Annotated in this window: 25 protein-coding genes and 1 pseudogene; 10 read left to right on the top strand and 16 right to left on the bottom strand. The window is 61.0% G+C overall.

Annotation, left to right across the window (positions count from 1 at the left end; translation table 11 throughout):
• Positions 1-72 precede the first annotated feature (72 nt).
• The 4 genes and pseudogenes from AKV04_RS01820 (at position 73) to AKV04_RS25290 (ending at position 2,270) form a co-directional block, all read left to right on the top strand.
• Positions 73-936 carry an MBL fold metallo-hydrolase gene (locus AKV04_RS01820; protein ID WP_054004780.1) on the top strand — a complete coding sequence of 288 codons (864 nt, stop codon included), beginning with the start codon at positions 73-75 and terminating at the stop codon, positions 934-936.
• Positions 937-954: 18 nt separating this feature from the next.
• The gene (locus tag AKV04_RS01815; protein ID WP_156317301.1) at positions 955-1,377 is read left to right on the top strand and encodes a YeeE/YedE family protein; all 423 of its coding nucleotides are present in this window, start codon (positions 955-957) and stop codon (positions 1,375-1,377) included.
• A pseudogene (locus tag AKV04_RS01810) lies at positions 1,374-1,757 on the top strand (DUF6691 family protein); the annotation flags it as partial. The gene AKV04_RS01815 and the pseudogene AKV04_RS01810, both read left to right, overlap by 4 nt.
• A gap of 69 nt (positions 1,758-1,826) precedes the next feature.
• Positions 1,827-2,270 carry a TIGR01244 family sulfur transferase gene (locus AKV04_RS25290; protein WP_082351491.1) on the top strand — a complete coding sequence of 148 codons (444 nt, stop codon included), beginning with the start codon at positions 1,827-1,829 and terminating at the stop codon, positions 2,268-2,270.
• Positions 2,271-2,434: 164 nt separating this feature from the next.
• Here AKV04_RS25290 and AKV04_RS01805 read toward each other — a convergent pair whose 3' ends face one another.
• The 14 genes from AKV04_RS01805 to AKV04_RS01740 form a co-directional block, all read right to left on the bottom strand.
• Complete coding sequence (locus AKV04_RS01805) at positions 2,435-3,394, bottom strand: FliM/FliN family flagellar motor switch protein (protein ID WP_054004778.1); 960 nt, start codon at positions 3,392-3,394, stop codon at positions 2,435-2,437.
• Positions 3,395-3,460: 66 nt separating this feature from the next.
• On the bottom strand, positions 3,461-6,148 hold the full coding sequence (locus AKV04_RS01800; RefSeq protein WP_054004777.1) for an ATP-binding protein: 2,688 nt from the start codon (positions 6,146-6,148) through the stop codon (positions 3,461-3,463).
• Complete coding sequence (locus AKV04_RS01795; RefSeq protein ID WP_054004776.1) at positions 6,148-6,402, bottom strand: hypothetical protein; 255 nt, start codon at positions 6,400-6,402, stop codon at positions 6,148-6,150. The genes AKV04_RS01800 and AKV04_RS01795 overlap by 1 nt, the downstream gene beginning before the upstream one ends.
• The gene (locus AKV04_RS01790; RefSeq protein WP_054004775.1) at positions 6,402-6,767 is read right to left on the bottom strand and encodes a response regulator transcription factor; all 366 of its coding nucleotides are present in this window, start codon (positions 6,765-6,767) and stop codon (positions 6,402-6,404) included. Before AKV04_RS01790 ends, AKV04_RS01795 begins: the two co-directional genes overlap by 1 nt.
• A gap of 145 nt (positions 6,768-6,912) precedes the next feature.
• Entirely contained in the window at positions 6,913-8,148 is a 1,236-nt protein-coding gene (locus tag AKV04_RS01785; protein ID WP_054004774.1) for an XRE family transcriptional regulator, read from the bottom strand.
• Between the two features lie 154 nt (positions 8,149-8,302).
• Entirely contained in the window at positions 8,303-9,298 is a 996-nt protein-coding gene (locus tag AKV04_RS01780; RefSeq protein WP_054004773.1) for an ABC transporter substrate-binding protein, read from the bottom strand.
• 45 nt (positions 9,299-9,343) lie between these two features.
• Complete coding sequence (locus AKV04_RS01775; RefSeq protein ID WP_235815509.1) at positions 9,344-10,192, bottom strand: ABC transporter permease; 849 nt, start codon at positions 10,190-10,192, stop codon at positions 9,344-9,346.
• Positions 10,189-11,049 (bottom strand): ABC transporter permease, encoded by an 861-nt coding sequence (locus AKV04_RS01770; RefSeq protein ID WP_054004919.1) that lies wholly within the window; start codon positions 11,047-11,049, stop codon positions 10,189-10,191. The genes AKV04_RS01775 and AKV04_RS01770 overlap by 4 nt, the downstream gene beginning before the upstream one ends.
• Entirely contained in the window at positions 11,046-11,378 is a 333-nt protein-coding gene (locus tag AKV04_RS01765) for a DMT family transporter (RefSeq protein ID WP_156317300.1), read from the bottom strand. The genes AKV04_RS01770 and AKV04_RS01765 overlap by 4 nt, the downstream gene beginning before the upstream one ends.
• A gap of 60 nt (positions 11,379-11,438) precedes the next feature.
• On the bottom strand, positions 11,439-12,233 hold the full coding sequence (locus AKV04_RS01760; protein ID WP_054004770.1) for an ABC transporter ATP-binding protein: 795 nt from the start codon (positions 12,231-12,233) through the stop codon (positions 11,439-11,441).
• Positions 12,230-12,703 (bottom strand): hypothetical protein, encoded by a 474-nt coding sequence (locus AKV04_RS01755; protein WP_054004769.1) that lies wholly within the window; start codon positions 12,701-12,703, stop codon positions 12,230-12,232. The genes AKV04_RS01760 and AKV04_RS01755 overlap by 4 nt, the downstream gene beginning before the upstream one ends.
• A complete protein-coding gene (gene hydA, locus AKV04_RS01750; RefSeq protein ID WP_054004768.1) occupies positions 12,703-14,154 on the bottom strand; it encodes a dihydropyrimidinase in 1,452 nt (483 codons plus the stop codon). The genes AKV04_RS01755 and hydA overlap by 1 nt, the downstream gene beginning before the upstream one ends.
• 4 nt (positions 14,155-14,158) lie before the next feature.
• Positions 14,159-14,632 carry an invasion associated locus B family protein gene (locus AKV04_RS01745; protein ID WP_156317299.1) on the bottom strand — a complete coding sequence of 158 codons (474 nt, stop codon included), beginning with the start codon at positions 14,630-14,632 and terminating at the stop codon, positions 14,159-14,161.
• A 2-nt stretch (positions 14,633-14,634) separates the two neighbouring features.
• Positions 14,635-15,885 (bottom strand): Zn-dependent hydrolase, encoded by a 1,251-nt coding sequence (locus AKV04_RS01740; RefSeq protein ID WP_054004766.1) that lies wholly within the window; start codon positions 15,883-15,885, stop codon positions 14,635-14,637.
• A gap of 128 nt (positions 15,886-16,013) precedes the next feature.
• On the opposite strand from AKV04_RS01740, the gene AKV04_RS01735 reads away from it, so the two are divergent.
• The 4 genes from AKV04_RS01735 (at position 16,014) to AKV04_RS01720 (ending at position 18,982) form a co-directional block, all read left to right on the top strand.
• Complete coding sequence (locus AKV04_RS01735) at positions 16,014-16,643, top strand: TetR/AcrR family transcriptional regulator (RefSeq protein ID WP_054004765.1); 630 nt, start codon at positions 16,014-16,016, stop codon at positions 16,641-16,643.
• 76 nt (positions 16,644-16,719) lie between these two features.
• Entirely contained in the window at positions 16,720-17,616 is an 897-nt protein-coding gene (locus tag AKV04_RS01730) for an FkbM family methyltransferase (protein ID WP_054004764.1), read from the top strand.
• Positions 17,603-18,514, top strand: a complete 912-nt coding sequence (locus AKV04_RS01725) for a hypothetical protein (RefSeq protein WP_054004763.1) — start codon at positions 17,603-17,605, stop codon at positions 18,512-18,514. Before AKV04_RS01730 ends, AKV04_RS01725 begins: the two co-directional genes overlap by 14 nt.
• Positions 18,515-18,526: 12 nt before the next feature.
• Positions 18,527-18,982 carry a heme-degrading domain-containing protein gene (locus AKV04_RS01720; protein ID WP_054004762.1) on the top strand — a complete coding sequence of 152 codons (456 nt, stop codon included), beginning with the start codon at positions 18,527-18,529 and terminating at the stop codon, positions 18,980-18,982.
• Between the two features lie 6 nt (positions 18,983-18,988).
• On the opposite strand, the gene AKV04_RS01715 is transcribed toward AKV04_RS01720, so the two are convergent.
• The gene (locus AKV04_RS01715) at positions 18,989-19,273 is read right to left on the bottom strand and encodes a cupin domain-containing protein (protein WP_054004761.1); all 285 of its coding nucleotides are present in this window, start codon (positions 19,271-19,273) and stop codon (positions 18,989-18,991) included.
• Positions 19,274-19,417: 144 nt separating this feature from the next.
• Between AKV04_RS01715 and AKV04_RS01710 the strand changes: the two genes are divergently transcribed.
• Together AKV04_RS01710 and AKV04_RS01705 are read left to right on the top strand one after the other, a co-directional pair.
• The gene (locus AKV04_RS01710) at positions 19,418-20,044 is read left to right on the top strand and encodes a TetR family transcriptional regulator C-terminal domain-containing protein (RefSeq protein ID WP_054004918.1); all 627 of its coding nucleotides are present in this window, start codon (positions 19,418-19,420) and stop codon (positions 20,042-20,044) included.
• Positions 20,045-20,121: 77 nt separating this feature from the next.
• Positions 20,122-22,047 carry a potassium transporter Kup gene (locus tag AKV04_RS01705; RefSeq protein WP_082351485.1) on the top strand — a complete coding sequence of 642 codons (1,926 nt, stop codon included), beginning with the start codon at positions 20,122-20,124 and terminating at the stop codon, positions 22,045-22,047.
• A gap of 18 nt (positions 22,048-22,065) precedes the next feature.
• On the opposite strand, the gene AKV04_RS01700 is transcribed toward AKV04_RS01705, so the two are convergent.
• Positions 22,066-23,046 (bottom strand): LLM class flavin-dependent oxidoreductase, encoded by a 981-nt coding sequence (locus tag AKV04_RS01700; RefSeq protein WP_054004759.1) that lies wholly within the window; start codon positions 23,044-23,046, stop codon positions 22,066-22,068.
• Between the last annotated feature and the right edge of the window lie 153 nt (positions 23,047-23,199).

The following is a 23,199-nucleotide window of genomic DNA, read 5'->3' as shown; positions in this document are numbered from 1 at the left end:
TGAATACATTCAGACATTGCGATGTGAGCCTTCAACACCTATCTTGCCAACCATCAGCCCAAGGATTCCGCGATGCACCCCGACGTCCACGCCTTTTTCGACGAAGCCACGAACACCATCACTTATCTCTTACGTGAACCCAATGGCCGCAGCTGTGCGGTGATCGATTCCGTGCTGGATTTCGATTATGCGTCAGGCCGCACCGACACGCGGTCCGCCGATGCGGTGATCGCCTATATCCGCGCTGAAGGGCTTGCTCTGCAATGGGTTTTAGAAACCCACGTTCACGCCGACCACCTTTCCGCAGCCCCCTATATTCAAGAGGCATTGGGCGGTCAGATCGGTATTGGCGATCAGATCACCGTGGTGCAGGAAACCTTCGGCAAGGTGTTCAATGAAGGCACCCGGTTTGCCCGCGATGGCAGCCAGTTTGATCGGCTGTTTCGCGATGGCGACAGTCTGATGGTCGGCCAGATGCGAGTCGATGTGATGCACACACCCGGCCATACGCCCGCCTGCCTGACCTATGTGGCGGGCGATGCGGCCTTCGTCGGCGATACGCTGTTTATGCCCGATTTCGGCACCGCGCGCTGCGATTTCCCCGGTGGCTCGGCTGCCGTGATGTACGATTCCGTGCAGCGTATTTTGACTTTGCCCGACGCCACCCGAATTTTCGTCGGTCACGACTACAAGGCGCCGGGGCGTGAAGACTTTGCTTGGGAATCCACCGTTGGCGCACAAAAGGCGCTGAACGTGCATGTCGGCGCGGGCCGAAACCGGGATGACTTCGTCGCCCTGCGTGAAAAACGCGATGCCACCCTCGCGATGCCGCGGCTGATCATCCCCTCGCTGCAAATCAACATGCGCGCAGGCCAGATGCCCGAGCCCGAGGATAATGGTCTGTCCTATCTGAAAGTGCCGCTGAATGGCCTTTGAACATGCGATGAGAGGGCTGTGATGCTGGATTGGGTTTGGGGATTTGTTGGCGGTCTGATGATCGGCGGGGCCGCAGCGGTGTATTTGCTGTTCAATGGTCGGATCATGGGGGCCTCGGGGATCATCGGCGAGTTGGTGGATCGCACCGGCTGGGGCAACTGGGCCGAGCGCTTGGCCTTTCTGGCCGGATTGATCGGCGTGCCGTATCTGCTCTCGCTGCTGATCGGCGGCGAGACTCATCTGACCAGCAACTGGCTGGTGATCGTGCTTGCCGGGCTTTTGGTCGGCATCGGCACAAGGCTTGCCAATGGCTGCACGTCTGGCCACGGCGTTTGCGGGATCTCGCGGCTGTCGCTGCGCGGGATAGTCGCGACGCTGATCTATCTGCTGGCGGGCGGGCTGACCATTGCGCTGCTGCGCCAAGTGATCGGGGTGATATGATGCGGCGTTATGGACTTGCAGTGCTATCGGGTGGGCTGTTCGGCGCGGGTCTGCGAATTTCTGGGATGACAGACACGATCAAAGTGCAGAATTGGCTGGATGTGTTCGGCACATGGGATCCGACGCTCGCCTTTGTGCTGGGCGGCGCAATCCTGCCGATGGCGGTCGCATGGCGGGTGGCCGCGCGGTTGGAGCGTTCGTATCTCGGGCTTGCTTTGCCTGCGGCCCCCAGCCGCGATCTCGACCGGAACCTTATCGCAGGCTCGATCCTGTTTGGCATGGGCTGGGCGCTGGCGGGGCTTTGCCCTGGCCCGGCGCTGGCCTCGATCAGTTTTGGAGGCATCGGCGGTCTGGTCTTCCTATTGGCGATGCTCGGCGGTATGGTCGCGGCACCCGCCCTGCGCGTGCGTCTTGATGGCGCCGCCCCAGCCGCCAGACCGAGGAGCAAAATGGACATTCGCGCCCTGACCCCGACCTATGCCGTCTCGCCGCAGATCGAGCTTTCCGACCTGCCCGCGATCAAGGCGGCAGGCTTCACCACCGTGATCGACAACCGCCCCGACGGCGAAATCCCCGCCCATCTGCACACCCCGCATATGAAAGCGGCGGCGGAGGCTTTGGGGCTGACATTCGTCGCCAACCCGGTGATTGGCGGGGCGTTGACGATGGAAAACGTCCGGCTGCAATCCAAGGTGATGGCCGATGCGACCGGGCCGGTGTTTGCTTATTGTGCCTCGGGAAACCGCTGTTCGGTGGTTTGGGCGCTGATGAATGCGGGGCACAGATCGACCGATGATCTGATCCGCACCCCGGCGAAATATGGCTATAATCTGGAGCCGTTGCGGGGTCAGATTGAGGCTTTTGCGGCGGAATCGGGCGCCGGCATAGACTGAGTTTTGGCCATGTCCACGCGTGGACACAGGGCCGCCGCTTGATAAATCAAGGGCTTGCAGGTGGTCGTTCATAAAGGCTTAACCTTTGTCCCAAGCCGGAATTTTCCAAAAATTCCGATACGATTTCCGCTTCGGAAATCGGTTCGGCGTGGGCTGCTTCGCGCTCAGCCGGTCTGACGCAGCGGTTCTGGGACCACGGCGACCTCAATCCCAACGGCCTTGCGCGCCTGAACATCGCCGCTGGTCAGTCGGATCGCCCGCATGCCGCGATTCTGCCCCAAGCGACCCTCTGCCAGCCTGCGGCCATCCATGCCTTCAAACTGAATCCGGTCAATCGAGGCGCGCGGCAGGGTGATCGTCTCACCCACTTTCAGCCCCAGCACCTGGTTCAGCGGCAGCGACACCCGGCTGACCACCGCATCGAGCACGCAGGCTGTCTGTTCTACCTGTTCCGCCAAAGCCTGCGCAAAGGCCAGTCCGGATTGCGCCGCAGCCTCTGGCCCCGGCACCCGCGCCATAGGCATCACGCCTTTGCCCTCGGCTGGCAGCGCCAGCAGGATCATGCCGTGCCGTGCGCCCAAACCCAAGGACAGCTCTGCGGTCAGCACCCGGTAGTCGATATCCTCAAGCAGCAGCCCCAAGGGGCGCGGATCATCCAGAAAACTTGCGTAGCGAAAGCCGCCCGCCCAGTGCAAATCTGCCTCTTGCGCCAAGGCCTGCTCTAGCCCCTCAAGTGCTGCATCCAGCGTCGGGGCCACCATCGCAGCATCGGTGCGCGTGGGTTTGCGGCTGGCGAGCGGGCTGGTCGAGACTTTGCCCAAGGTCTGCGCCTCGATCATTGCGGCGAGCACCGGGGGCGTCAGGATCAGCAGGCCCATACCTTCCGCCGGGCCTTGCAGCACCGCAATCAGCGCTTGATGCGGCGGCAGTTCCAGCAGTTCTGCCAGCGATTGGCGCTGTATGACCAGCGCCGTCACCTCAACCGACAGGCTGAGCCTGTCGCGTGCGGCACGCGCCAAAGCCAAGCGCCAACCGCGATCTGCCCCCGGCCCGCCTTCAGCCAACGCCGCCTTGGCTGCCGCGATTTTGCGCCGAATGACGCCGTCTTGCTGTGCTTCTGCCACTTGGTTCCCCTGATCGGACCGCCCTATGGCCAGAGTAACCGCGCGCAGGCTAACAAAGCGTTTACATCACAGCGGTTTTTCCATCCGCAGCGGCACGGACACCCGGAATGCAGCCCCGCTCTGCCCCGGCAGATAAGTGACGGTGCCGCCCAAATTCGCCATGATCTCGCGGCAGATCGCAAGACCAAGCCCGGCACCACCCGCCCGTGCCGCATCGGTCAGCCGCGAGAATTTCTCGAAGATCAGCCCACGCGCCTCCTTGGCAATGCCGCCGCCATTGTCGATGAAATCCACCACCACCCGCCCGCCCTTTTGCCGCACCGCGATGCGCAACACCGGATCGACGGCATCGCAATATTTCCGCGCGTTTGAAATCAGATTGATAAACACCTGCACCAGACGATCAGCGTCGGTGCGCAGGAAAATCTCCTCTGACGTATAGTCGCGCTGGATGTCAAAGTTGCGCTCGGGCCGGGTCTGGCTGGCGCTGGCCAAGGCGCGGTCGATCATTTGACCCAGATGCGCAAGCCCGAGATCAAGCTGCACCGCGCCATTTTCCAACACGGAAAGGTCCAGCAGATCATCCAGCAGCCGGGTCAAGCGTTTCGCCTCGGCGTGGATGATCTGGCCGTATTCAGCGACGCGCGGGCCTGGCAGATCGCCCTCGGCGAGAATCTCGGAAAACGCCCGTATCGAGGTCATCGGGGTGCGCAGCTCATGGCTGATCTGTGACAGGAAGGCATCTTTTTGCACCGAAAGCTGGGTCAGCTTTTCGTTGACCTCACGCAGCTGGCGGGCGGTGCGGGAAAGCTCGCCTTGTTGTTCTTCCAGCCGCGCCGAATATTCCATGATCTGTGCGGTTTCATTCGCCACCGCCATCAGATCTTCCACCGTCACCGTGGCGCGGCCAAACAGCTGGCTGATCATCGCATGGGCGGTGGCGGCACCGACCGAGCCTGCAAGATGACGCTCCAGCCCCGCCAGAAAGCGCGGGGTGAGGTCAGGCAGAAAGCCCGCTTTGCCTTGCGCGCGGGCTTCGGCCTCAAAGAAGGAAATCGCGGCTTCGTCGCCCAAGATGCGCTGCGCCATATTCATCAGGGCTTCCGGTTCGGCTTGGCCATGGGTCCAGCCCAAGCGTTCGGCCTGCAACTCATCGTCAAAGGCATTGACGAAGGCAGCGCCTTGAATACGCTCCACCGGATCGGGGAACGACAGCAGAGAGCCTGCGGCATAGCCCGCGATATTGAGGGCCAAGGACCAGAAGATCGCATGGTTCAGCGGGTCCATGCCCTCGGTGCCAAACAACGCTTGCGGGCGTAACCACGACAGGTCGAACAGCCCGTGTTGCAAGACATCCGCCGAGATCGCAGCACCCGCGCCAAACGACGGCAGGAACAGGGTAAAGCCCCAAGTGGCAAAGCCGATGCTCAGGCCCAAACTCGCGCCCAGTTTGGTGCCGCCGCGCCAGAAAATCCCGCCCAGCAGCGCGGGCAGCACCTGCGCCATGCCGGCAAAGGCAATCTGGCCGATGGCTGCCAGCGCTGCAGAACCGCCCGAGAGGCGGAAATACTCCAACCCCAGCGCCAGCACGCCGATGATCGAGAACCGCCGTGCGAGCAGGATCGCGCCGCGCAGATCGCCCGAATGGGCGGCTTGCGGGCGCAGCCACAGCCACGCGGGCATCAGGATATGGTTTGAGACCATGGTTGCGAGGGCAATGGTTTCGACAATCACCATCGAGGTGGCCGAGGAAAACCCGCCAAGGAACGCCAGCAGTGCGAGGCCGCCTTGGCCTTCGTGCAGCGGCAGGGTTAGCACCATCATATCGGGGTTTGAGCCTGCGGGCATCCGCTCCAGCCCGATCATGGCGATGGGCAGGATGAACAGGCTGATCAGAAACAGATAGGTCGGAAACGCCCAGGAGGCGCGGGCAAGATGGCCCTCCTCGACGTTTTCGACCACCAGCACCTGGAACATCCGCGGCAGGGTGATCACGGCGGCGGCGGAGAGAAAGATCAAGCCGCCCCAGCGACCGGGCTGGATCGCCCAGTTCGGATCGGCGTAAGTCTCAATCCGGCTGATCATCGCGACGGGGCCGCCGCCCAGACCCCAGACCACGAAGATGCCCACCGCCAGCAGGGCCACCAGTTTGACCACCGCCTCAACCGCGATGGCCATGACGATGCCGTGGTGCTGCTCTTTGGCGTCGAGATTACGGGTGCCGAACAGGATGGTGAACAACGCAAGCCCCGCCGCCACCCAGATCGCGGTGGCATCACGGTCGGGCATCGCCCAGGTCGCGGGTGAGCTTTGAGCGAAAACGCTGAACGACAGCGTCACCGATTGCAGTTGCAGCGCGATATAGGGGGTGGCGGCGACCACCGCGATCACCGTGACGATCACGCCCAACAGGTTCGACTTGCCATAGCGGCTGGAAATCAAATCGGCGATCGAGGTCACGCGCTGCCTGCGCCCGATCCGCAGAAGCTTGCGCAGCACCCACCACCAGCCGACGAAGACCAAGGTTGGGCCGAGGTAGATCGTCAGAAACTCCAGCCCGGTGCGGGCCGCCGAGCCCACCGCGCCGTAGAAGGTCCAAGCGGTGCAATAGATCGAAAGCGACAGCGTATAGACCAAAGGCGAGCGCAGAAATCGCATCTCGCCACGCGAGGCGCGACGTTCGACGACGAAGGCGACAAGAAACAGGAACGCCACATAGGCCAGACAGGTCAGCACCAGCACATTGAATGGCATCAGACGTCCTCGGGCGGCGTATCGGCTTCGGGCTGCGCCAATCCGGGGGCGACATAGGCGGCAAGGCCAATCAGCAGCGCCCAGACGCCGAACACATAGACCGCAGTGTGGCCTGCCCCGGCCGTATCGCTCCACATCAACGGCAGCATCAGCAGGAAGAACCCGACCAGCGGCAGCAACCGAGCTGCATCGCGCAGGCGGCGCTGGCGGTAGACCGCGCGGGCGAGAAACAAGGGCGCGCGCGGGCGGCGCATCAGAGCCCCAGCAATTCCCGCACCTTGGCGCGAATCTCCGAGTTATCGAATGGCTTGCTCATGAAGGCCGTCACACCTGCCCGCTCGGCGGCCTCACGGTCGCGCAACTGACCCTTGGCGGTCAGCATCAGGATCGGCAGCGCCGCGTTGGCCGGATCGCCGCGCAGGGCGAGCAGAATCTCCAACCCGCTCATCCCCGGCAGCATCGAGTCCAAAATCACCAGATCGGGCCGCAAGCGCCCGACTTCCGCCAAGGCCAGCGCGCCATCCGACACGACGGACACCGCCCAACCATCGCGCGACAGAATAAAGCGCAACGCCTCGGCGATGTTGGCCTCATCCTCAATCAGCAAAACCTGACGCATAAATTCCCCCCGGAAGCCGACTATCGTGGCAAAGCTGCCCCGTGTCAAAGGAAGCCACTGCCCTCGCCGTTTCATCCTGGCCTAAATATCCAGACCGGAATTCTAGAATTCCGGTTAGCCGGAGGCTCCACTCCACCGCCAAACCTTACGCCGACAAAATCGAAGGCTCCCGCCGCGCAGGGCAGGCCGTGCGCTGGCAAATCCGGCAGGTCGAGCCAATCGCCAAGGCCTCGCCTCCGCGCGCCAACTCTGGCAAGATCAGCATCGCCGCCTCGCGCAGTTCCGGTCCGCGAAACCCCTGCGGAAAGCGCGGCTGACAAAACGCCCGCACCCGAAAGCGCAGGGGCTGCGGCCCGGCGGTTTCGATCACCATTTCAATCGGTGTCATCGGTCGCGACAGCGCCGCGAACAACGGCCAAAGCGGGCAAGCCGCGCCAAAACGCGGCAAAGCAAAGCCCGAGATCGGCTTGCGGAATATGAGAGTCCCCGAGGCATCACAGACCACCAATCCCGCCTGCATTCCCGGCTGTAAGGCAATCCGTCGGAATGCCGCCAGCACATCGCCGCCGAAGCGCGCCGCCAGCGCCGCCGGATCAGGCCCCAATTCTGTCAAAGCCTGCGCAAATCCCGCGGCCGGATAGGCCGCCAGATCGCGCGCGGCTTGCGCCAACCATGCGTCAGCCATCTGCCGCGCAGCCCCCGAGGCCAGCCCGCGCGCATCCGCCGCCTGCCAGTCATTGGCGGCCAACCACGCCTCTAACTCCTCTTGCGGCGAGGCCAGCCCCTGCTCCTGGTCTTGCCCTGCCGTATCGAGATAGCGCACCAAAGCCTCTGCCCCCAAGGCCAGCCGCTTGCTGTCATCTCGCAGGTTGCCCAGGAACCGCGCCTGCCATTCAGGCTCAATATCCTCGGTATCGGCGAGAATCGCGGCAGTGGAGCGCACCGAGGCCACCGCCGAAAGGACCTCATGCAAGCTGGCTGACAGATGCGGATCGTGGCTCATCCGGTCGTTCATTGCCTCTAACGCCCGCTCCAGCCCGGCCACGCGCTGATGCAGACCGATCACCGTCGCGGCCCAGCCGGGAAACCTGCCCGCGAAATCCTCGCTGCGATCAATTTCCGCCGCCGGCAGCCGCGCCGCCGCCGCGCGCAGATCGTCCAGCACGGTGCCGCCTACGCCTTCGTGAAAGCTTTGCGGCGGCTGACCCAAAGCTTCTGCCAGCCGCGCCAACAAGGGCTCGGCAATGCGGCGGCGGTTGTGTTCGATCAGGTTGAGATAGGATGCTGAAATGCCGACGGTTTCGGCCAGATCGGCCTGCCGCAGGCCCAAAGCCACACGCCGCTCGCGCAGACGGGTTCCGGTCAGGGCAGAGATTGGCATGGCATAACTCCCGCTTCTTCCATGAAATTTACAAGAAATTGAAAACTTTACAATGCGCAGGATGGCCCCGATTAATGTCTTTGATAAATCGTCTTGCGCAAACAAAGCGGGCGCGAGGTTGCCCCCGCGCCCGCTTCATCGCTAAGCCTTGCGCTTATTGCAGGGCTTTATCGGTCACAGCGTGGGTCCAAGCGCCAACCGGCTCTTTGGTGATCACCGGGTCCGAACCACCCGACATCAGCGCGGCCACGGTGCGCTTGTAGTCCGCCTCATCCAACGCACCGTTCGAGCCTGCGGTCAGCTTGGCAATCTCAGCCATCATGCGTTTTTGATGCTCGATGGTTTGCGCACCCGTTGCGTCATTGTCCAATACGATCTGTGCGGCCTCATCGGTGTTGCCTTCGGCGTATTTCCAGCCTTTCATCGAGGCGCGCACGAAGCGCACCATTTTGTCTTCAAAGGCCGGGTCGGCCAGCTTGTCTTCCATGACGTAAAGCCCGTCTTCCAGCGTGGCGACGCCTTCATCTTCATATTTGAAGGTCACCAGATCTTCCGGCTTCACGCCGGCGTCGATCACCTGCCAATATTCGTTATAAGTCATCGTCGAGATGCAAGCCGCCTGCTTTTGCAGCAACGGATCGACGTTGAAGCCCTGCTTCAGCACGGTGACGCCACCCGCCGAGCCATCGGTCTTCAGGCCAAGTTTGTTCATCCAGTTCAGGAACGGATATTCGTTGCCGCCAAACCAGACGCCCAGGGTCTTGTCGGCGAAGTCAGCCGGGGTTGCGACGCCGGACTCTTTGAGACAGGTCAGCATCATGCCCGAAGATTTGAATGGCTGCGCGATGTTGACCAGTGCCAGCCCCTTTTCGCGGGCAGCCAGTGCCGAGGGCATCCAGTCGACCACTACATCCGCACCACCGCCTGCGATGACTTGCGTTGGGGCCACATCCGGGCCACCGGGCAGAATGGTGACGTTCAGGCCTTCTTCGGTGTAATAACCTTTCGCCGCCGCCACATAATAGCCGGCGAACTGGGCTTGGGTGACCCATTTCAACTGCAGCGTCACGTCATCGGCTGCCTGTGCCGCCGAAGTCAGACCGCCCGCCGCCAGTGCGGTGAACAGCGCCGCTGTGAGTAACTTTTTCATTCTCAACCTCCAAGTTGAAGCCCGGTTTTGGGCCAGTTTCGTGCCTCAGTTTCTTTGTGACGGATGCCAGAACGTCACCCGCTTCTCGATCAGCGCGACCAGCCCATAGAACGCCGATCCCGCCAATGCCGCCACCGCAATCTCGGCCCAAACCATGTCGGGATTAGAGCGCCCAACCTCAGCCACGATGCGAAATCCCATGCCCACGATAGGGCTGCCGAAAAATTCAGCAACAATCGCGCCGATCAGCGCCAAAGTTGTCGCGATTTTCAGCCCGTTGAAGATGAACGGCATCGCCGCGGGCAGCCGCAGCTTGAACAGCGTCTGCCAGTAACTCGCCGAATAGGTCGCCATCAGATCACGCTGCATCACCTCGGACGCCGCCAACCCGGCAATGGTGTTGACCAGCACCGGGAAGAACACCATCACGACAACCACGGCGGCCTTCGACTGCCAGTCAAAGCCAAACCACATCACCAGAATCGGGGCGATCCCCACAATCGGCAAAGCGGCGACGAAATTGCCCACCGGCAGTAACCCCGCTTGCAGGAACGGCGAGCGGTCAATCGCAATCGCCGTCAGGATCGCCGCTGTGCAGCCAATCGCATAGCCGCTCAACGCACCCTTGAAGAAGGTCTGCACCAGATCGGCCCAGAGGGTCGGCACACTGCGTGCCATGCGTGCGGCCACATCACTCGGCGGCGGCAGGATGATCTTGTTGACGCCATACGCCGTCACCCCCGCCTGCCACAGCACCAGCACCGTCAGCCCGAACACCAGCGGCACCGCATAGCGCACCCAAGCCGTACGGCCCTTCGACAGTTCCGAATTGAGCAACCAAGTCCCGGCCCAAAACGCCAGCAAGCACCACAACCGCGGGTCCAGCACCATCATCGCGCCATCCCCATCCGCTTAAGCACCCGCCCCTCAATCCGCCCCGCCAGCATCACCAACACCGCAGCAAGGATCGCCGACAGAAACAAAGCCGCCCAAATCTGCGTGGTCTGCCCGTAATACGACCCCTGCAACAGCCGTGCGCCAAGGCCCGCCTGCTGGTTCAACTCGGCCACAATCGCGCCCACGAGGCTCGCCGCGATCCCCACCTTCACGCTTGCGAAGAAATACGGCATCGATGATGGCAACCGCAGCTTCCAGAACACCGCCCCACCGGGGGCCGCATAGGTTTGCAACAAATCCAACTGCATCACCTCCGGGCTGCGCAAGCCTTTCACCATCCCTACCACCACCGGGAAGAAACTGAGATAAGCCGAGATCACCGCTTTGGTCATCAAAGGCGTCGCCCCCACCGCATGCATCACCACCGCCAGCATCGGCGCGAGGGCGATGATCGGCACCATTTGGCTCGCAATCGCCCAAGGCAAAACGCTCATCTCCATCGACCGCGAATAGACAATCCCGACCGCCAGCAAGACCCCCAACGTCGTGCCCATCGCAAAGCCCATAAGCGTGCCCGAGATCGTCACCCAAGCATGATAGACCAGCGATCTTTTTGAGCTCGGCGGCAACCCAAACGTCGAGCGCGCCAACTCAGCGATCACCTGATGCGGGCTTGGCAACACCGGGCGATCTTGGTTCAACGTCAGCCCCGGCAGTTCTGCCCAAGTAGGTGCCGCAGCCTCCGCCCGCGCCGCCTGATCATAGGCCCAAGTCGCGTTCATCCAGATGGCCGCCGCATACCAGACGGCTATGATGATCAACAGAACGGTCAGGATGGGTGCCACCCGCTTCATGCCTGCCCCCCCGGCCATGCAATCATCAGCACCGCGACCACGCCCAAGGCCATGCCCGCCAGTTGCAGCGGGCTTGGCCTTTCGCCAAACACCACCACCGCCATCGCGGTGATCGCCACCAGTTGGAACACCACCGACAGCGCAATCGCCACGCCAAGGCCATTGCCGCGCATCACCTGCACCATCAGCGTGTTGCCAAGGCAGAACAGTGCCAGTGCGCCCGCCAGCACCCAAATGCCGCCCTGCTGCGCATAGGTTTTCAGCACGCCATTGGCTGCAACAAACACGGCGGTTGAGGCGGCGAGCCACGCGAGGGTGACAAGATTCATCGCGTACCCCTTGCGCATGCAGTGATGAAGCGCGGGGTAAGCGCGGGTTGCATTGAGCGTTTATTCATCGGAATGCCCCGCCCGAAGTCCCTCACGCACCCGATGCGAAATCTCGATGAACTCCTTGGAGTCGCGAATATCCAAGGGGCGTTCCTTCGGCAAAGGGCTGTCGATCACATCGGTAATCCGCCCCGGACGGGGCGACATCACCACGATCTTGGTCGAAAGATACACCGCCTCGGGGATGGAATGGGTCACAAAACCAATGGTTTTGCCGGTGCGCGCCCAGAGTTTGAGAACCTCCTCATTCAGGCGATCCCGCACAATCTCATCCAGCGCGCCGAAGGGTTCGTCCATCAGCAGGATATCGGCATCAAAGGCGAGCGCGCGGGCGATGCTGGCGCGCTGCTGCATACCGCCGGAAAGCTGCCACGGGAATTTCTTGCCGAAGCCGGAAAGCTCCACCAATTCCAGCACTTGCTCAACCCGCTGGTTCTGCTCCGCCTTGGAAAACCCCATGATTTCAAGCGGAAGCCGGATATTCCCCGCGATCGTGCGCCAAGGATAAAGCCCTGCCGCCTGAAATACATAGCCATAGGCGCGCTTGCGGCGGGCCTCGTCAGGGCTGAGACCGTTGACGGTTAAGCTGCCGCCCGTCGGCTTTTCCAAAGCCGCAATCGCACGCAGGAATGTGGTTTTACCACAACCACTTGGCCCAATGAACGAGACGAAATCACCCTTGTTGATGGTCAGGTTCACATCCTTCAGCGCCTGCACCGGGCCGTCATTGGTGGTGAACACCAGTTGCAGGTTTTTGGCTTCGATGACGGCAGAGGGGTTTAGCGTGTCTTTCATTCCCAAACGGCTCCGCTTCGGACAAAGGAAAAATATCTGGCAAGGAAGACTGCGATTATCACAGGCACAGAGACGAATGGCCAGCCGACGAGCGGCAGCGGCCTTTCCATCCATTCAAATGACACTAAAATGCCAAGTGTTGCCAAAAATGAAAGCACACCTGCTGATGCCATCGCCGCCTGAGGAAGCGCGTAACCCCTTCGACGAAATAGAATAAAAACAGGATCCCACAGCAGCAACATCGGTGCAACCAGCACCACGCAAATGCCCGATGCAATCATCCCCCCGACTATTGCGTAGAGCAATAACCCGCGCAGCAGATCATCCAGTGTCGTGTCCGGGTCAACCGGCCAAACAACGGCCTCTCCCAGCATCGCCAGCAAAATAACCCCCAAAGTGCCAAAAACTGTGCCAACCCCAACCAGCACAACGTTTCGATATGGCATGTGGGAGAATTCGGAATCCTTCATCACACCCCCGTCACAGGCACGCCCGACCGGGCCACCGGGCGCGGGGAGGTCAGGTCTTTCCATGCACTCAGCGCGCGGTTCACGGCGGGGCGGGGGTCGCGGGCGATGAATTGGCCATGGCCTTCGCGGGTTTTGATCTCGCCGTCCTCGACCGAGACCACGCCGCGCGACAGGGTGTAGCGGGGCAGGCCCTTGACAGCTTTGCCCTCGAACACGTTGTAATCAATCGCGGATTGCTGGGTGCTGGCGGCTATGGTTTTCGACTTTTCAGGGTCCCACACCACCAGATCGGCATCGGCGCCGACCAGAACCGCGCCTTTTTGCGGGTAGCAGTTCAGGATTTTGGCGATGTTGGTGGAGGTGACGGCGACGAATTCATTCGGCGTGAGGCGGCCCGTGGCAACACCATAGGTCCACAGCATCGGCATCCGATCCTCTAGCCCGCCGGTTCCATTCGGGATTTTGGAGAAATTGCCGACACCATAGCGCTTCTGTTCGGTGGTAAAGGCGCAATGGTCGGTGGCCACAACGCTCAAAGACCCCGATTGCAGACCGGCCCATAGGCTGTCTTGATGCGATTTGTTGCGGAAGGGGGGGCTCATCACGCGGCGGGCGGCGTGGTCCCAGTCGGGGTTGAAGTATTCGGACTCGTCCAGCGTCAGGTGCTGGATCAGCGGCTCGCCCCAGACCCGTTTGCCCTGCATCCGGGCGCGGCGGATGGCTTCGTGGCTGTCCTCGCAGGACGTATGTACGACATACAGCGGCACCCCGGCCATATCGGCGATCATGATGGCGCGGTTGGTGGCCTCACCTTCCACCTGCGGCGGGCGGGAATAGGCGTGGGCTTCGGGGCCAGTGTTACCCTCGGCCAGCAGTTTGGCGGTCAGTTCGGCCACCACATCGCCGTTCTCGGCATGGACCATCGCAAGGCCACCCAGATCGCCAACCCGTTTGAAAGATTGATACATTTCATCATCGTTGACCATCAACGCGCCCTTGTAGGCCATGAAATGCTTGAAGGAGGTCATGCCTGCCTTGACGGATAGCTCCATATCCTCCCAAACCTTCTGGCCCCACCAGGTGATCGCCATATGGTAGGAATAGTCGCAATTCGCGCGGGTGGATTTGTTGTGCCACATCTGGGCTGCATCCATCAGCCCCTGCCCCTGCCCCGGTAGGACGAAATCCACCACCATCGTGGTGCCGCCCGCGAGCGCTGCCCGCGTGCCGGATTCGAAATCATCCGCCGAATAGGTGCCCATAAACGGCATCTCCAGATGCGTATGCGGATCAATCCCGCCGGGCATCACATAGCACCCCGTGGCGTCGAGGGTGCGGTCGCCTGTCAGGTTCGGGCCAATCTCGATGATCTTGCCTTGGTCGATAAGGACATCGGCTTTGTAGGTCAGATCAGCGGTGACGATGGTGCCGTTTTTGATGACTGTGGTCATGGTGCTACCTTTTGAAGCATTCAATTTGGTCGAAGGCCTCCACGAAGCCTTGCAGACTGAACTCGAAAGACAAATTCTTGCTAGGCGCTGAGATAGTTAGCGAAGCATGGTTTCGAAATTTCTCTACCAACTCAATATTATACGGTGCCAAGTAAGCACCTCCAGCATATCCGAATTGTCCCAACGCGACAGGTTCGCCGCCGTCAAACGTGGCAACAAAAGCAATCTCACTCCCCAAGAAAGGATCACCGTTGGCTAGACGTATCCGGTCGCAACTCATGCCAAGCATTAAGCCGCCGCCAGTGCCAAGAAAAGCATCGCCGCCCGATTGATCAACATAAGCATCCGTTTGCTGGCTTTCTGAAGGTTCAACCCCTATGAGGTGGCTGCCGCCTGTGTCGGCAAGATACATGTTCTTCCACGCGTCCGCGCTTGCTGGCTGGGCGGCTGCGAAAAATGACATGATCAGCGCAGCCAACCTCACCCCACCACCCCCGCCACTTCCAGCACGGCGTGCAGTAGAACATCGGTGCCTGCGGCTGCCCATTCCGGGGAAATCTTCTCGGCCTCGTTGTGCGACAATCCCCCCTCACAGGGGCACATCACCATGACGGTGGGGGCGACGCGGTTGATCCAGCAGGCGTCGTGGCCTGCGCCCGAGATGATGTCCATATGGGAATAGCCTAGCTTTTCAGCACTTTGGCGGACGATGTTCACGAGGTTTGCATCGAAGGTTACGGGGTCGAAATGGCCGACGGGTTCGATGGAGCAGCCAAGGCCCAACTCGGCGGCGACAGCGTGGGCGGCGCGTTCGACTTCGCCGCGCATCAAATCCAGCTTGGTTTGATCGGGGGAGCGGATATCGACGGTGAAGATGACTTTACCGGGGATCACGTTGCGGGAGTTCGGGAACACCTTGACCTGCCCCACCGCGCCCACAGCGCCCGGCTGGTGACCCATGGCGATCTGATGCACGCGCTCGGTGATCCGGGCCATACCGAGGCCTGCGTTCACCCGCATTGCCATCGGCGTAGAACCGGTATGGGCATCGCGCCCGGTCAGAGTGATTTCCAGCCACCACAGGCCTTGGCCATGGGTGACGACGCCGATTTCTTTGCCCTCAGCCTCCAGAATCGGCCCCTGCTCGATGTGCAACTCTAACATGGCGTGCATTTTGCGCGCGCCTACCACTTCGTCGCCGACCCAGCCGATGCGGGCCAACTCGTCGCCAAAGCGCAGGCCGTCCATATCGGTGCGGTTGTAGGCGTAATCTTGGGTATGCAGGCCTGCGAAGACGCCAGAAGCCAGCATGGCCGGGGCGAACCGCGCGCCTTCCTCATTCGTCCAGTTCGTCACCACGATCGGGTGCTTGGTCTGTATGTTCATATCGTTCAGAGAGCGCACCACCTCCAACGCACCCAGAACACCCAGAACGCCGTCGTAGCGGCCTCCGGTGGGTTGGGTATCCAGATGCGAACCCATGTAGACCGGCAGCGCATCCGGGTCGGTGCCTGCGCGGGTGGCGAACATGTTACCCATGGTGTCGACTCCCATCGCCATGCCGGCGGCCTTACACCAATCGGCGAACAAATGACGGCCCGCGCTATCGGCGTCGGTCAGGGTTTGGCGGTTGTTGCCGCCCGCGATGCCGGGGCCGATTTGTGCCATCTGATCAAGGCTGTCCCAAAGACGGGCGGAATTGATTCGCAGATTTGCACCGATCGTCGTCATCACCAAAACTCCCTGCGGGGACGTTGCCCCAGATCTCGCTTGCTGCGAATCTTTTCCTGACCGTATGGTCAACTCCAACGCTATAGAACCTGACCAAGCGATCAACTAAAATCTGAAGGCTTAAGCACATGTCCGAGGCCCTTCGCCCCGCGCGGCGCAATGAGATACGGCAACAGAACGAGGCGCTGATTTTACAGGCAGCCGAGAAAGTCTTTGCCGAGGCGGGCTTTGGTGGTGCTACCATGCAGTTGATCGCCGATGTGGCAGGGCTGCCGAAGGCGAATTTGCATTACTACTTCACCAGCAAAGAGGAACTTTACCGCAAAGTTGTCTCGAATATTTTCGACATCTGGCTGCACGCGGCTGAGTCGATGGACAATGCGCCCGGCCCGGTAGAGGGCATCGGCGCCTATATCGACGCCAAGATGGAAATCTCACGCCGCCATCCCGATGGATCTAAGGTCTGGGCCTCGGAGGTGATGCATGGCGCCCCGGTCATTCAGGATTATCTGGAGACGACGCTGCGGGACTGGACGGCGGGGCGGGCGGCGCTGATCCAAGGCTGGATTGATGACGGGCAGATGGTGGCGGTGAACCCGGATCACCTTTTGTATATGCTCTGGGCGGCCACCCAGCATTACGCGGATTTTGGCCATCAGATTGAGACGTTGAATGGGGGGCCGCTGACAGAGTTGCAGTGGCGCGAGGCGAAAGACAGCGTCAAGGCGATGATCCTGCGCGGGATTGGCGCTGTTTGACGAGTTTTTCTTGCCGTCTTACCAAATCTCGCAGATATCGGAGTGATTGTATCCCTATTGGAAACGGTGTGGCGTGATGGACGGTGAAGACAGCGAAACCCCGGTGGACACTCTGACTTGGCTGCTCGGCGCGCTGGCCCCTGCCCGCAAGACGACCATTGTCGATGTTGGCGCGAACCCGATCTATGCGCCGGATTATGCTGAACTGTTGCGGGTGGGGGGCTGCAAGGTGGTGGGGTTTGAGCCGCAGGCGGCAGCCTTTGCTGAGTTGCAAAAGAACAAGGGGCCGGATGAGACCTATTATCCCTTCGCGGTCGGCACCGGGGAAACGCTGAGCCTGCAGATTTACAAATCATCCGGCATGACCTCGATCTTTGATCCCTATGTGCCAACGATGGCGATGGTGAATGAGATGGGCATGGCGCGGGTGCGCGAAACCGTTTCGATGGACACGGTGGCGCTGGATCAGACCGAGGATCTGCCGGAGTTTGATCTGCTGAAGATCGACATTCAGGGCGCGGAAACTCTGGTGTTTCAGGGCGCCGAACGGGTGCTGAAGGGCTGCATCGCGGTGATGGTCGAGTTGCGCTATATGCGGCTTTACCATGGTGAGCCGATGCTGGGCGGGGTGGATACAGAGCTGCGCCGTCAGGGGTTTTATCTGCATAAGTTCATGTTCAACAAAGGCTATATGCTGAGCAATTCGCAGGCGCGGCGGTTGAAGGCGAAGAAGCTGCAGGATCAGTTGATTGATGGCGATGGGGTTTATTTGCGCAACATTGCCGAGTTGGATGCCTACAGCGATGAGCAGTTGAAGCATCAGGCGATCTTGGCGGCGGGGGTGTTTCACAGCCATTCGCTGGTGCTGTATTGTCTGGATACTTTGGTGGCGCGCCAGGTGATCGCTGCGGAATTGCCGGGGCAATATGTCGACCGGATGCCAGAGGCGTTGCGGACGGATGGCAGGCGATAGAGCGATGGAACCCGCGCCAAGCGATTTTGCTTTTGCGACCATGGTCGGCGACGAGCCGGTGTTCCTGCCGATCTGGATCAATTACTATGCGCGCTTCGTTCCGAAAGCGCAGTTGTTCATTCTGGTGGACGGCTTGCACCGCGTGATCCCGCCCGATGCCGAGGGCTGTCAGATCATTTGGTTGCCCAGTGTCACGCCGGGGCCGGGTTGGGATCTGGCGCGCTGGCGGATGATCTCGCTGTTCACGCAGACCTTGCTGCTGCGCTTTGGCGTCGTTGTGTTCAACGATGTTGATGAGATTTTGCTGGCCGACCCGGCGCAGGGCGGTGATCTGCTGGGCCGTATCGGGCGGGCTCGGGACGTGGGGGTGATCTCACCCTTTGCCATTGAGATGCTGCACCGGATTGATCTGGAACCAGAGCCGCTGGACGCCACCCGCTCTGTGCTGGCGCAGCGGCGGTTTGGTCGGATCAACGCCAGCTATTGCAAGCCTTGCATCACCTCCAGACCGCTGAACTGGAGCATTGGCGGGCATTATTCAGATTATCCGACCCTGCATCTCGACCCGGCCTTGTTCCTGTTCCATCTGCGCTTTGTCGATCACGACATGCTGCGCGCGCGGCAGACCAGCCGTCAGGCGATGATGCAGCCGGGGGCCGCCAAAGGGGCCGAAGTGGCGGGGGCGGGTTGGTTGAAGGGCGCGCAGGAGATGACGGATTTCCTGCAAAGCTTTGTCGATGCCGGGCCACCCTTGGACAGTGATTTCAGCTTTGGCTGGCAACGCAAGCGTATCGTTGACAGTTGGGCCTATGATGCAGAGGCTGGCATCTGGCGGCACGACCGCTTGCACAACCGCAAGACCTATCGGTTGCCCGACGGTATGCGCGATCAATTCTGACCGGAGCCTGAGATGACAGCCGCCACCACAGCAAGCCTTGAAACCGAATACGCCGATCTGCACTTTCCGCGCTTTGCCGAGGCCGAGGCTTGGGCTTTGGGGCAAAAACTGGTGGAACTGGCGGGGGCGGCCCCGGTGGTGATCAATATTCGCAGCGCCGAGCGGGTGTTCTTTCATGCGGCCTTGCCGGGATCGGCCCCGCTGAACGATCTTTGGGCAAGGCGCAAAAGCAATACCGCGCTGCTGTTTCAACTGCCGTCGTTTCTGGTGGGATTGCGACACAAGGCCAATGGTGGCTCGCTGGCGGGCAATGGCTTGTCTGAGACCGACTATGCCGATCACGGTGGGGCTGTGCCGATCCGGGTGACGGGCGTGGGGGTCGTGGCCTGCGCGACCGTTTCGGGCCTGCCGCAAGCCGAGGATCATGCGCTGGTGGTGGCTGCGATACAGGCGATGCTTGCCGGGTGATCGTGGCTATTTCAGCTCCACCTCGACAAAGCTCATCACCTGATCGCCATCGTTGATCACATTATGCTCGACGCCTTCGGCGCGGCGGTAGGCGGTGCCAGCAGGCACCAGCACTTGCCGGGTGCTGCCGTCGGGGTCTTCCAGCAGCATATGGCAATCGGTGACGGCGGTGATCACATAATCCATGCTGTGGCGGTGCCATCCGGTCTCTGCCCCCGGCGCGAAGTCAAAACGGGTGACGCGGACGCGGTCGTCATCAACCAGTTGGGTGGCGATGCAGGTTTCGCGCATGGGCAGGCTCCTTTTTTTTGTCAGGCTACCCGGTGCAAGCTCCACGTCAAGCCTGCGCCGATTGGGGTTTACATCCTGCCCAACTATGCGTCACTTTAGCCCTCCTAGGCGCAGATGGCGGCGAAGCAAATGGCGGCGAGTGCAATGACCAAACCCCGAACCCGGATACAGGCGCGCAACTCAAACACGATTCTGGATGCGGCTTTGGACGTGTTCTCACAACAGGGGTTTCGCGGCGCGACTCTGGATCAGATTGCCGATGTGGCGGGCCTGTCCAAGCCGAACCTGCTGTATTACTTCCCCTCGAAAGAAGCCGTCCACACGGCGCTTTTGAACCAACTGCTGCGCACTTGGCTGGACCCGTTGCGCGCGATGAACCCCGAGGGCGATCCGGTGGCCGAAATCATGGCCTATGTGCATCGCAAGTTGGAGTTGTCGCGCGATTTCCCCCGCGAAAGCCGGTTGTTCGCCAATGAGATGCTGCAAGGCGCGCCGCGGATGCGCGACGTGATCGAGGGCGATCTGAAAACCCTCGTCGATGAAAAGGCCGCCGTGTTGCAGGCGTGGATGGATCAGGGCCGGATCGCAAAACTGCCCCCGGTGCATCTGATCTTCTCGATTTGGGCGATGACGCAGCATTATGCCGATTTCGACGTGCAGGTGCGCGCAGTCTTAGGGCCGGGTCACGATCCATTCGCAGAAGCCGGGGATTTTCTGCAAATCCTGTTCACAAAACTGCTCTCCCCATCGAGCGACGCTGCGGCAACCTGACGTCATGCGTGTAGTGCTGGACCTTTGATCGTCGGCAGTATAACCAGCACCCCTGCAAGAGTTTCCGGTCGAAGGTTATGAACCCACCAAACGAAACCCCCGATCGGGCTGCCAACCCGACGCCAGTTCCCCCGCACCCCGAGCATCACACCCCGCAAAACATGGGGAAATTGGTGCTGGGCTGTATCGGCGTCGTCTATGGCGATATAGGCACGTCGCCGCTTTATGCTATGCGGGAATCGCTGCACGCCGCCAGCTATGACGGGCTGTCTCGCGATGATGTGATTGGGGTGATTTCGCTGCTGATCTGGACACTGATCCTGATTGTCACTGTGAAATATGTCGCCTTGATCATGCGGGCCGACAACAAGGGCGAAGGTGGCACCCTGTCGCTGGTGGCCTTGGTGCAGCGCGCGCTGAACAAGCGCCCCGGTTGGTTGCTGGCAATCGGGGTGATCGGGATTTCGCTGTTTTTCGGCGATGCGATGATCACGCCGGCGATGTCGGTGCTGTCTGCGGTGGAAGGGCTTGATCTGGTCGCCCCCTCAATGGGCCCCTTCGTGTTGCCGCTGACGCTGGCGATCATTCTGGGGCTGTTTTTGTTCCAAAGCCAAGGCACCGAGCGGGTGGCGATCCTGTTTGGCCCGATCATGGTGGCGTGGTTTCTGGTGATGGCGGCTTTGGGGATTTACCATCTGAGCGATGACTTAAGCATCCTGACCGCTTTCAACCCTGCCCATGCTTTGGGATTTCTTGTCACCAACGGTAAAGCGTCATTCTTCGTGCTGGGCTCGGTGTTTCTGGCGGTGACTGGGGGCGAGGCGCTTTATGCCGATATGGGGCATTTTGGCCGCCGTCCGATCCGGCTGGCTTGGGCGCTTTTGGTGTTCCCGGCGCTGACGCTGTCTTACCTTGGCCAAGGGGCTTTGGTGCTGGCGCACCCCGAGACATTCCACAACCCATTCTTCCTGATGGCGCCGGATTTTCTGCTGCTGCCCTTGGTGCTGCTGTCAGTCTGCGCCACCATCATCGCCAGCCAAGCGGTGATTTCGGGGGCGTTCTCGATGATGCATCAGGCGGTGCAAATGGGCCTGCTGCCGCGTTTTGAGATCCGTCATACCTCCGAGACCACGCTGGGTCAGATCTATCTGCCCAAGGTCAACCTGATCCTGATGGTGGGGGTATTGTGTCTGGTGGTCGCGTTTGGCTCATCCTCCAACCTAGCCTCGGCTTATGGCATTGCGGTGACCGGCGATATGGTGATCACCACCATCCTTGCCTCGATCCTGTTCCGCAAGGCGTGGAAATGGCCGCTATGGGGCGTGATCGCCGTGCTGCTGCCGATCTTCATCATCGAGTTGATGTTCCTGTCGGCCAACCTGATTAAGCTGCCAGATGGTGGTTATGTGCCAGTGCTGATGGCGGCCACCTCGTGCTTCCTGATCTGGACATGGGTGCGTGGCACCGCACACGTTCAACGCAAGGCGCATGATTCTGCGGTCGAATTGCCTAAGCTGATCAAGATGCTGGAAAAATCCCACCCCATTGAAGTACCGGGCACCGCCGTGTTCCTGACGCAAGACTCCGAGACGGCCCCCTCGGCTTTGCTGCATAACCTCAAACACAACCGGGTTTTGCACAGCCAGAACTTTATTGTGACTGTTGGGGTGGCGACCACGCCGAAGGTCAATGACGAGAACCGCATCACGATTGAGCGGTTGTCGGAGAACTTCGTGCGGGTGCGGCTGCTGTTTGGCTATATGGAAACCCCGAACGTGCCACGCGCCTTGGCTTTGGCACGCAGGCGCGGCGAGAAGTTCGACATCATGACCACGTCGTTCTTCCTGAACCGCCGCACCTTCCGCTCGGCCCGCAATCACGGCCTGCCGTTCTGGCAGGAGCGCGTGTTCATCTCGATGACCAAATCGGCCTCGGATGCGACGGCGTTCTACTGCCTGCCCTCGAACCGGGTGGTGGAACTGGGGCAACAACTGGCGATCTGATCGCCAGTTGTTGCTGGCTTACAAGCCTCGCATCACCTCTGCCGCGATCTCAAACGAGCGCAACCGCGCTTGGTGATCGTGGATCATGCCGGTCAGCATAATCTCATCCGGGGCGTAAGTTTCAATCAGCTTGGCCAGTTGACCGCGCAGGGTCGCGGGCGAGCCGACGGCCGCACAGGACAACGCGCGTTCCACCTCGGCCCGCATCTGCGGCGAAACTTCCGACAGATCATGCACCGGTCGCGGCAGTTTGCCGGGCTGACCCGAGCGCAGCCGCGAAAACGCCAGCACTTGCGACGAGCGCAGATATTCCGCCTCGGCATCGGTCTCCGCCGCTGCCATCCCGGCGAGCAGCATGAAATAGGGCTTGTCGTGCCATTGCGAGGGCCGAAAGGTGGCACGATAGGTCTCAATCGCCTGCTCCAGCATAGCGGGCGCGAAATGGCTGGCAAAGGCATAGGGCAGCCCAAGATAGGCCGCCAGTTGCGCGCCATAGAGGCTTGATCCAAGTATCCACACCGGCACCTCGGTGCCCTCCCCCGGCACCGCGCGGATGCGGGCGTCGGGGTGCGGGGCATCGAGATAGTTGATCAGCTCCAACACATCTTCGGGGAACTGATCCGAGGCTTGCATGTTGCGCCGCAAAGCCCGTGCGGTGCCCTGATCAGTGCCCGGCGCGCGGCCAAGGCCCAGATCAATCCGGTCGGGGAACAAGGTGGCAAGGGTGCCGAACTGCTCGGCAATCACCAAGGGCGCGTGGTTGGGCAGCATGATGCCGCCAGCGCCCACCCGAATGGTCTTGGTGCCGCCTGCCACATGCCCGATCACGATAGAGGTCGCAGCCGACGCGATCCCCGGCATATTGTGATGTTCGGCCAGCCAAAAGCGATGGTAACCCCAAGCCTCGGCATGACGGGCAAGGTCCAGCGTGTTGGCGAGGGCGTCAGTAGCGGTTTGACCCTCGGCCACCGGAGACAGATCAAGTAGCGAATATTGCATGGGATTTCTTTTGTTGTTGCGGCACCGGATGCGAAGCCATCGCGGGCTTTCTATACAGTTGGGTTTAGTTTGCCGAATTGGAAGATGCACGCAGGGATTTATCTGTGGATTGGGGCGTTGGACGGGTGAAATCCCATGCCGGATCATGGCGAA

Origin of the sequence: Cypionkella psychrotolerans (genome assembly GCF_001294535.1) — a bacterium.
Taxonomy (GTDB): Bacteria; Pseudomonadota; Alphaproteobacteria; order Rhodobacterales; family Rhodobacteraceae; genus Cypionkella; species Cypionkella psychrotolerans.
This window is presented reverse-complemented; position numbering and strand designations above follow the sequence as displayed.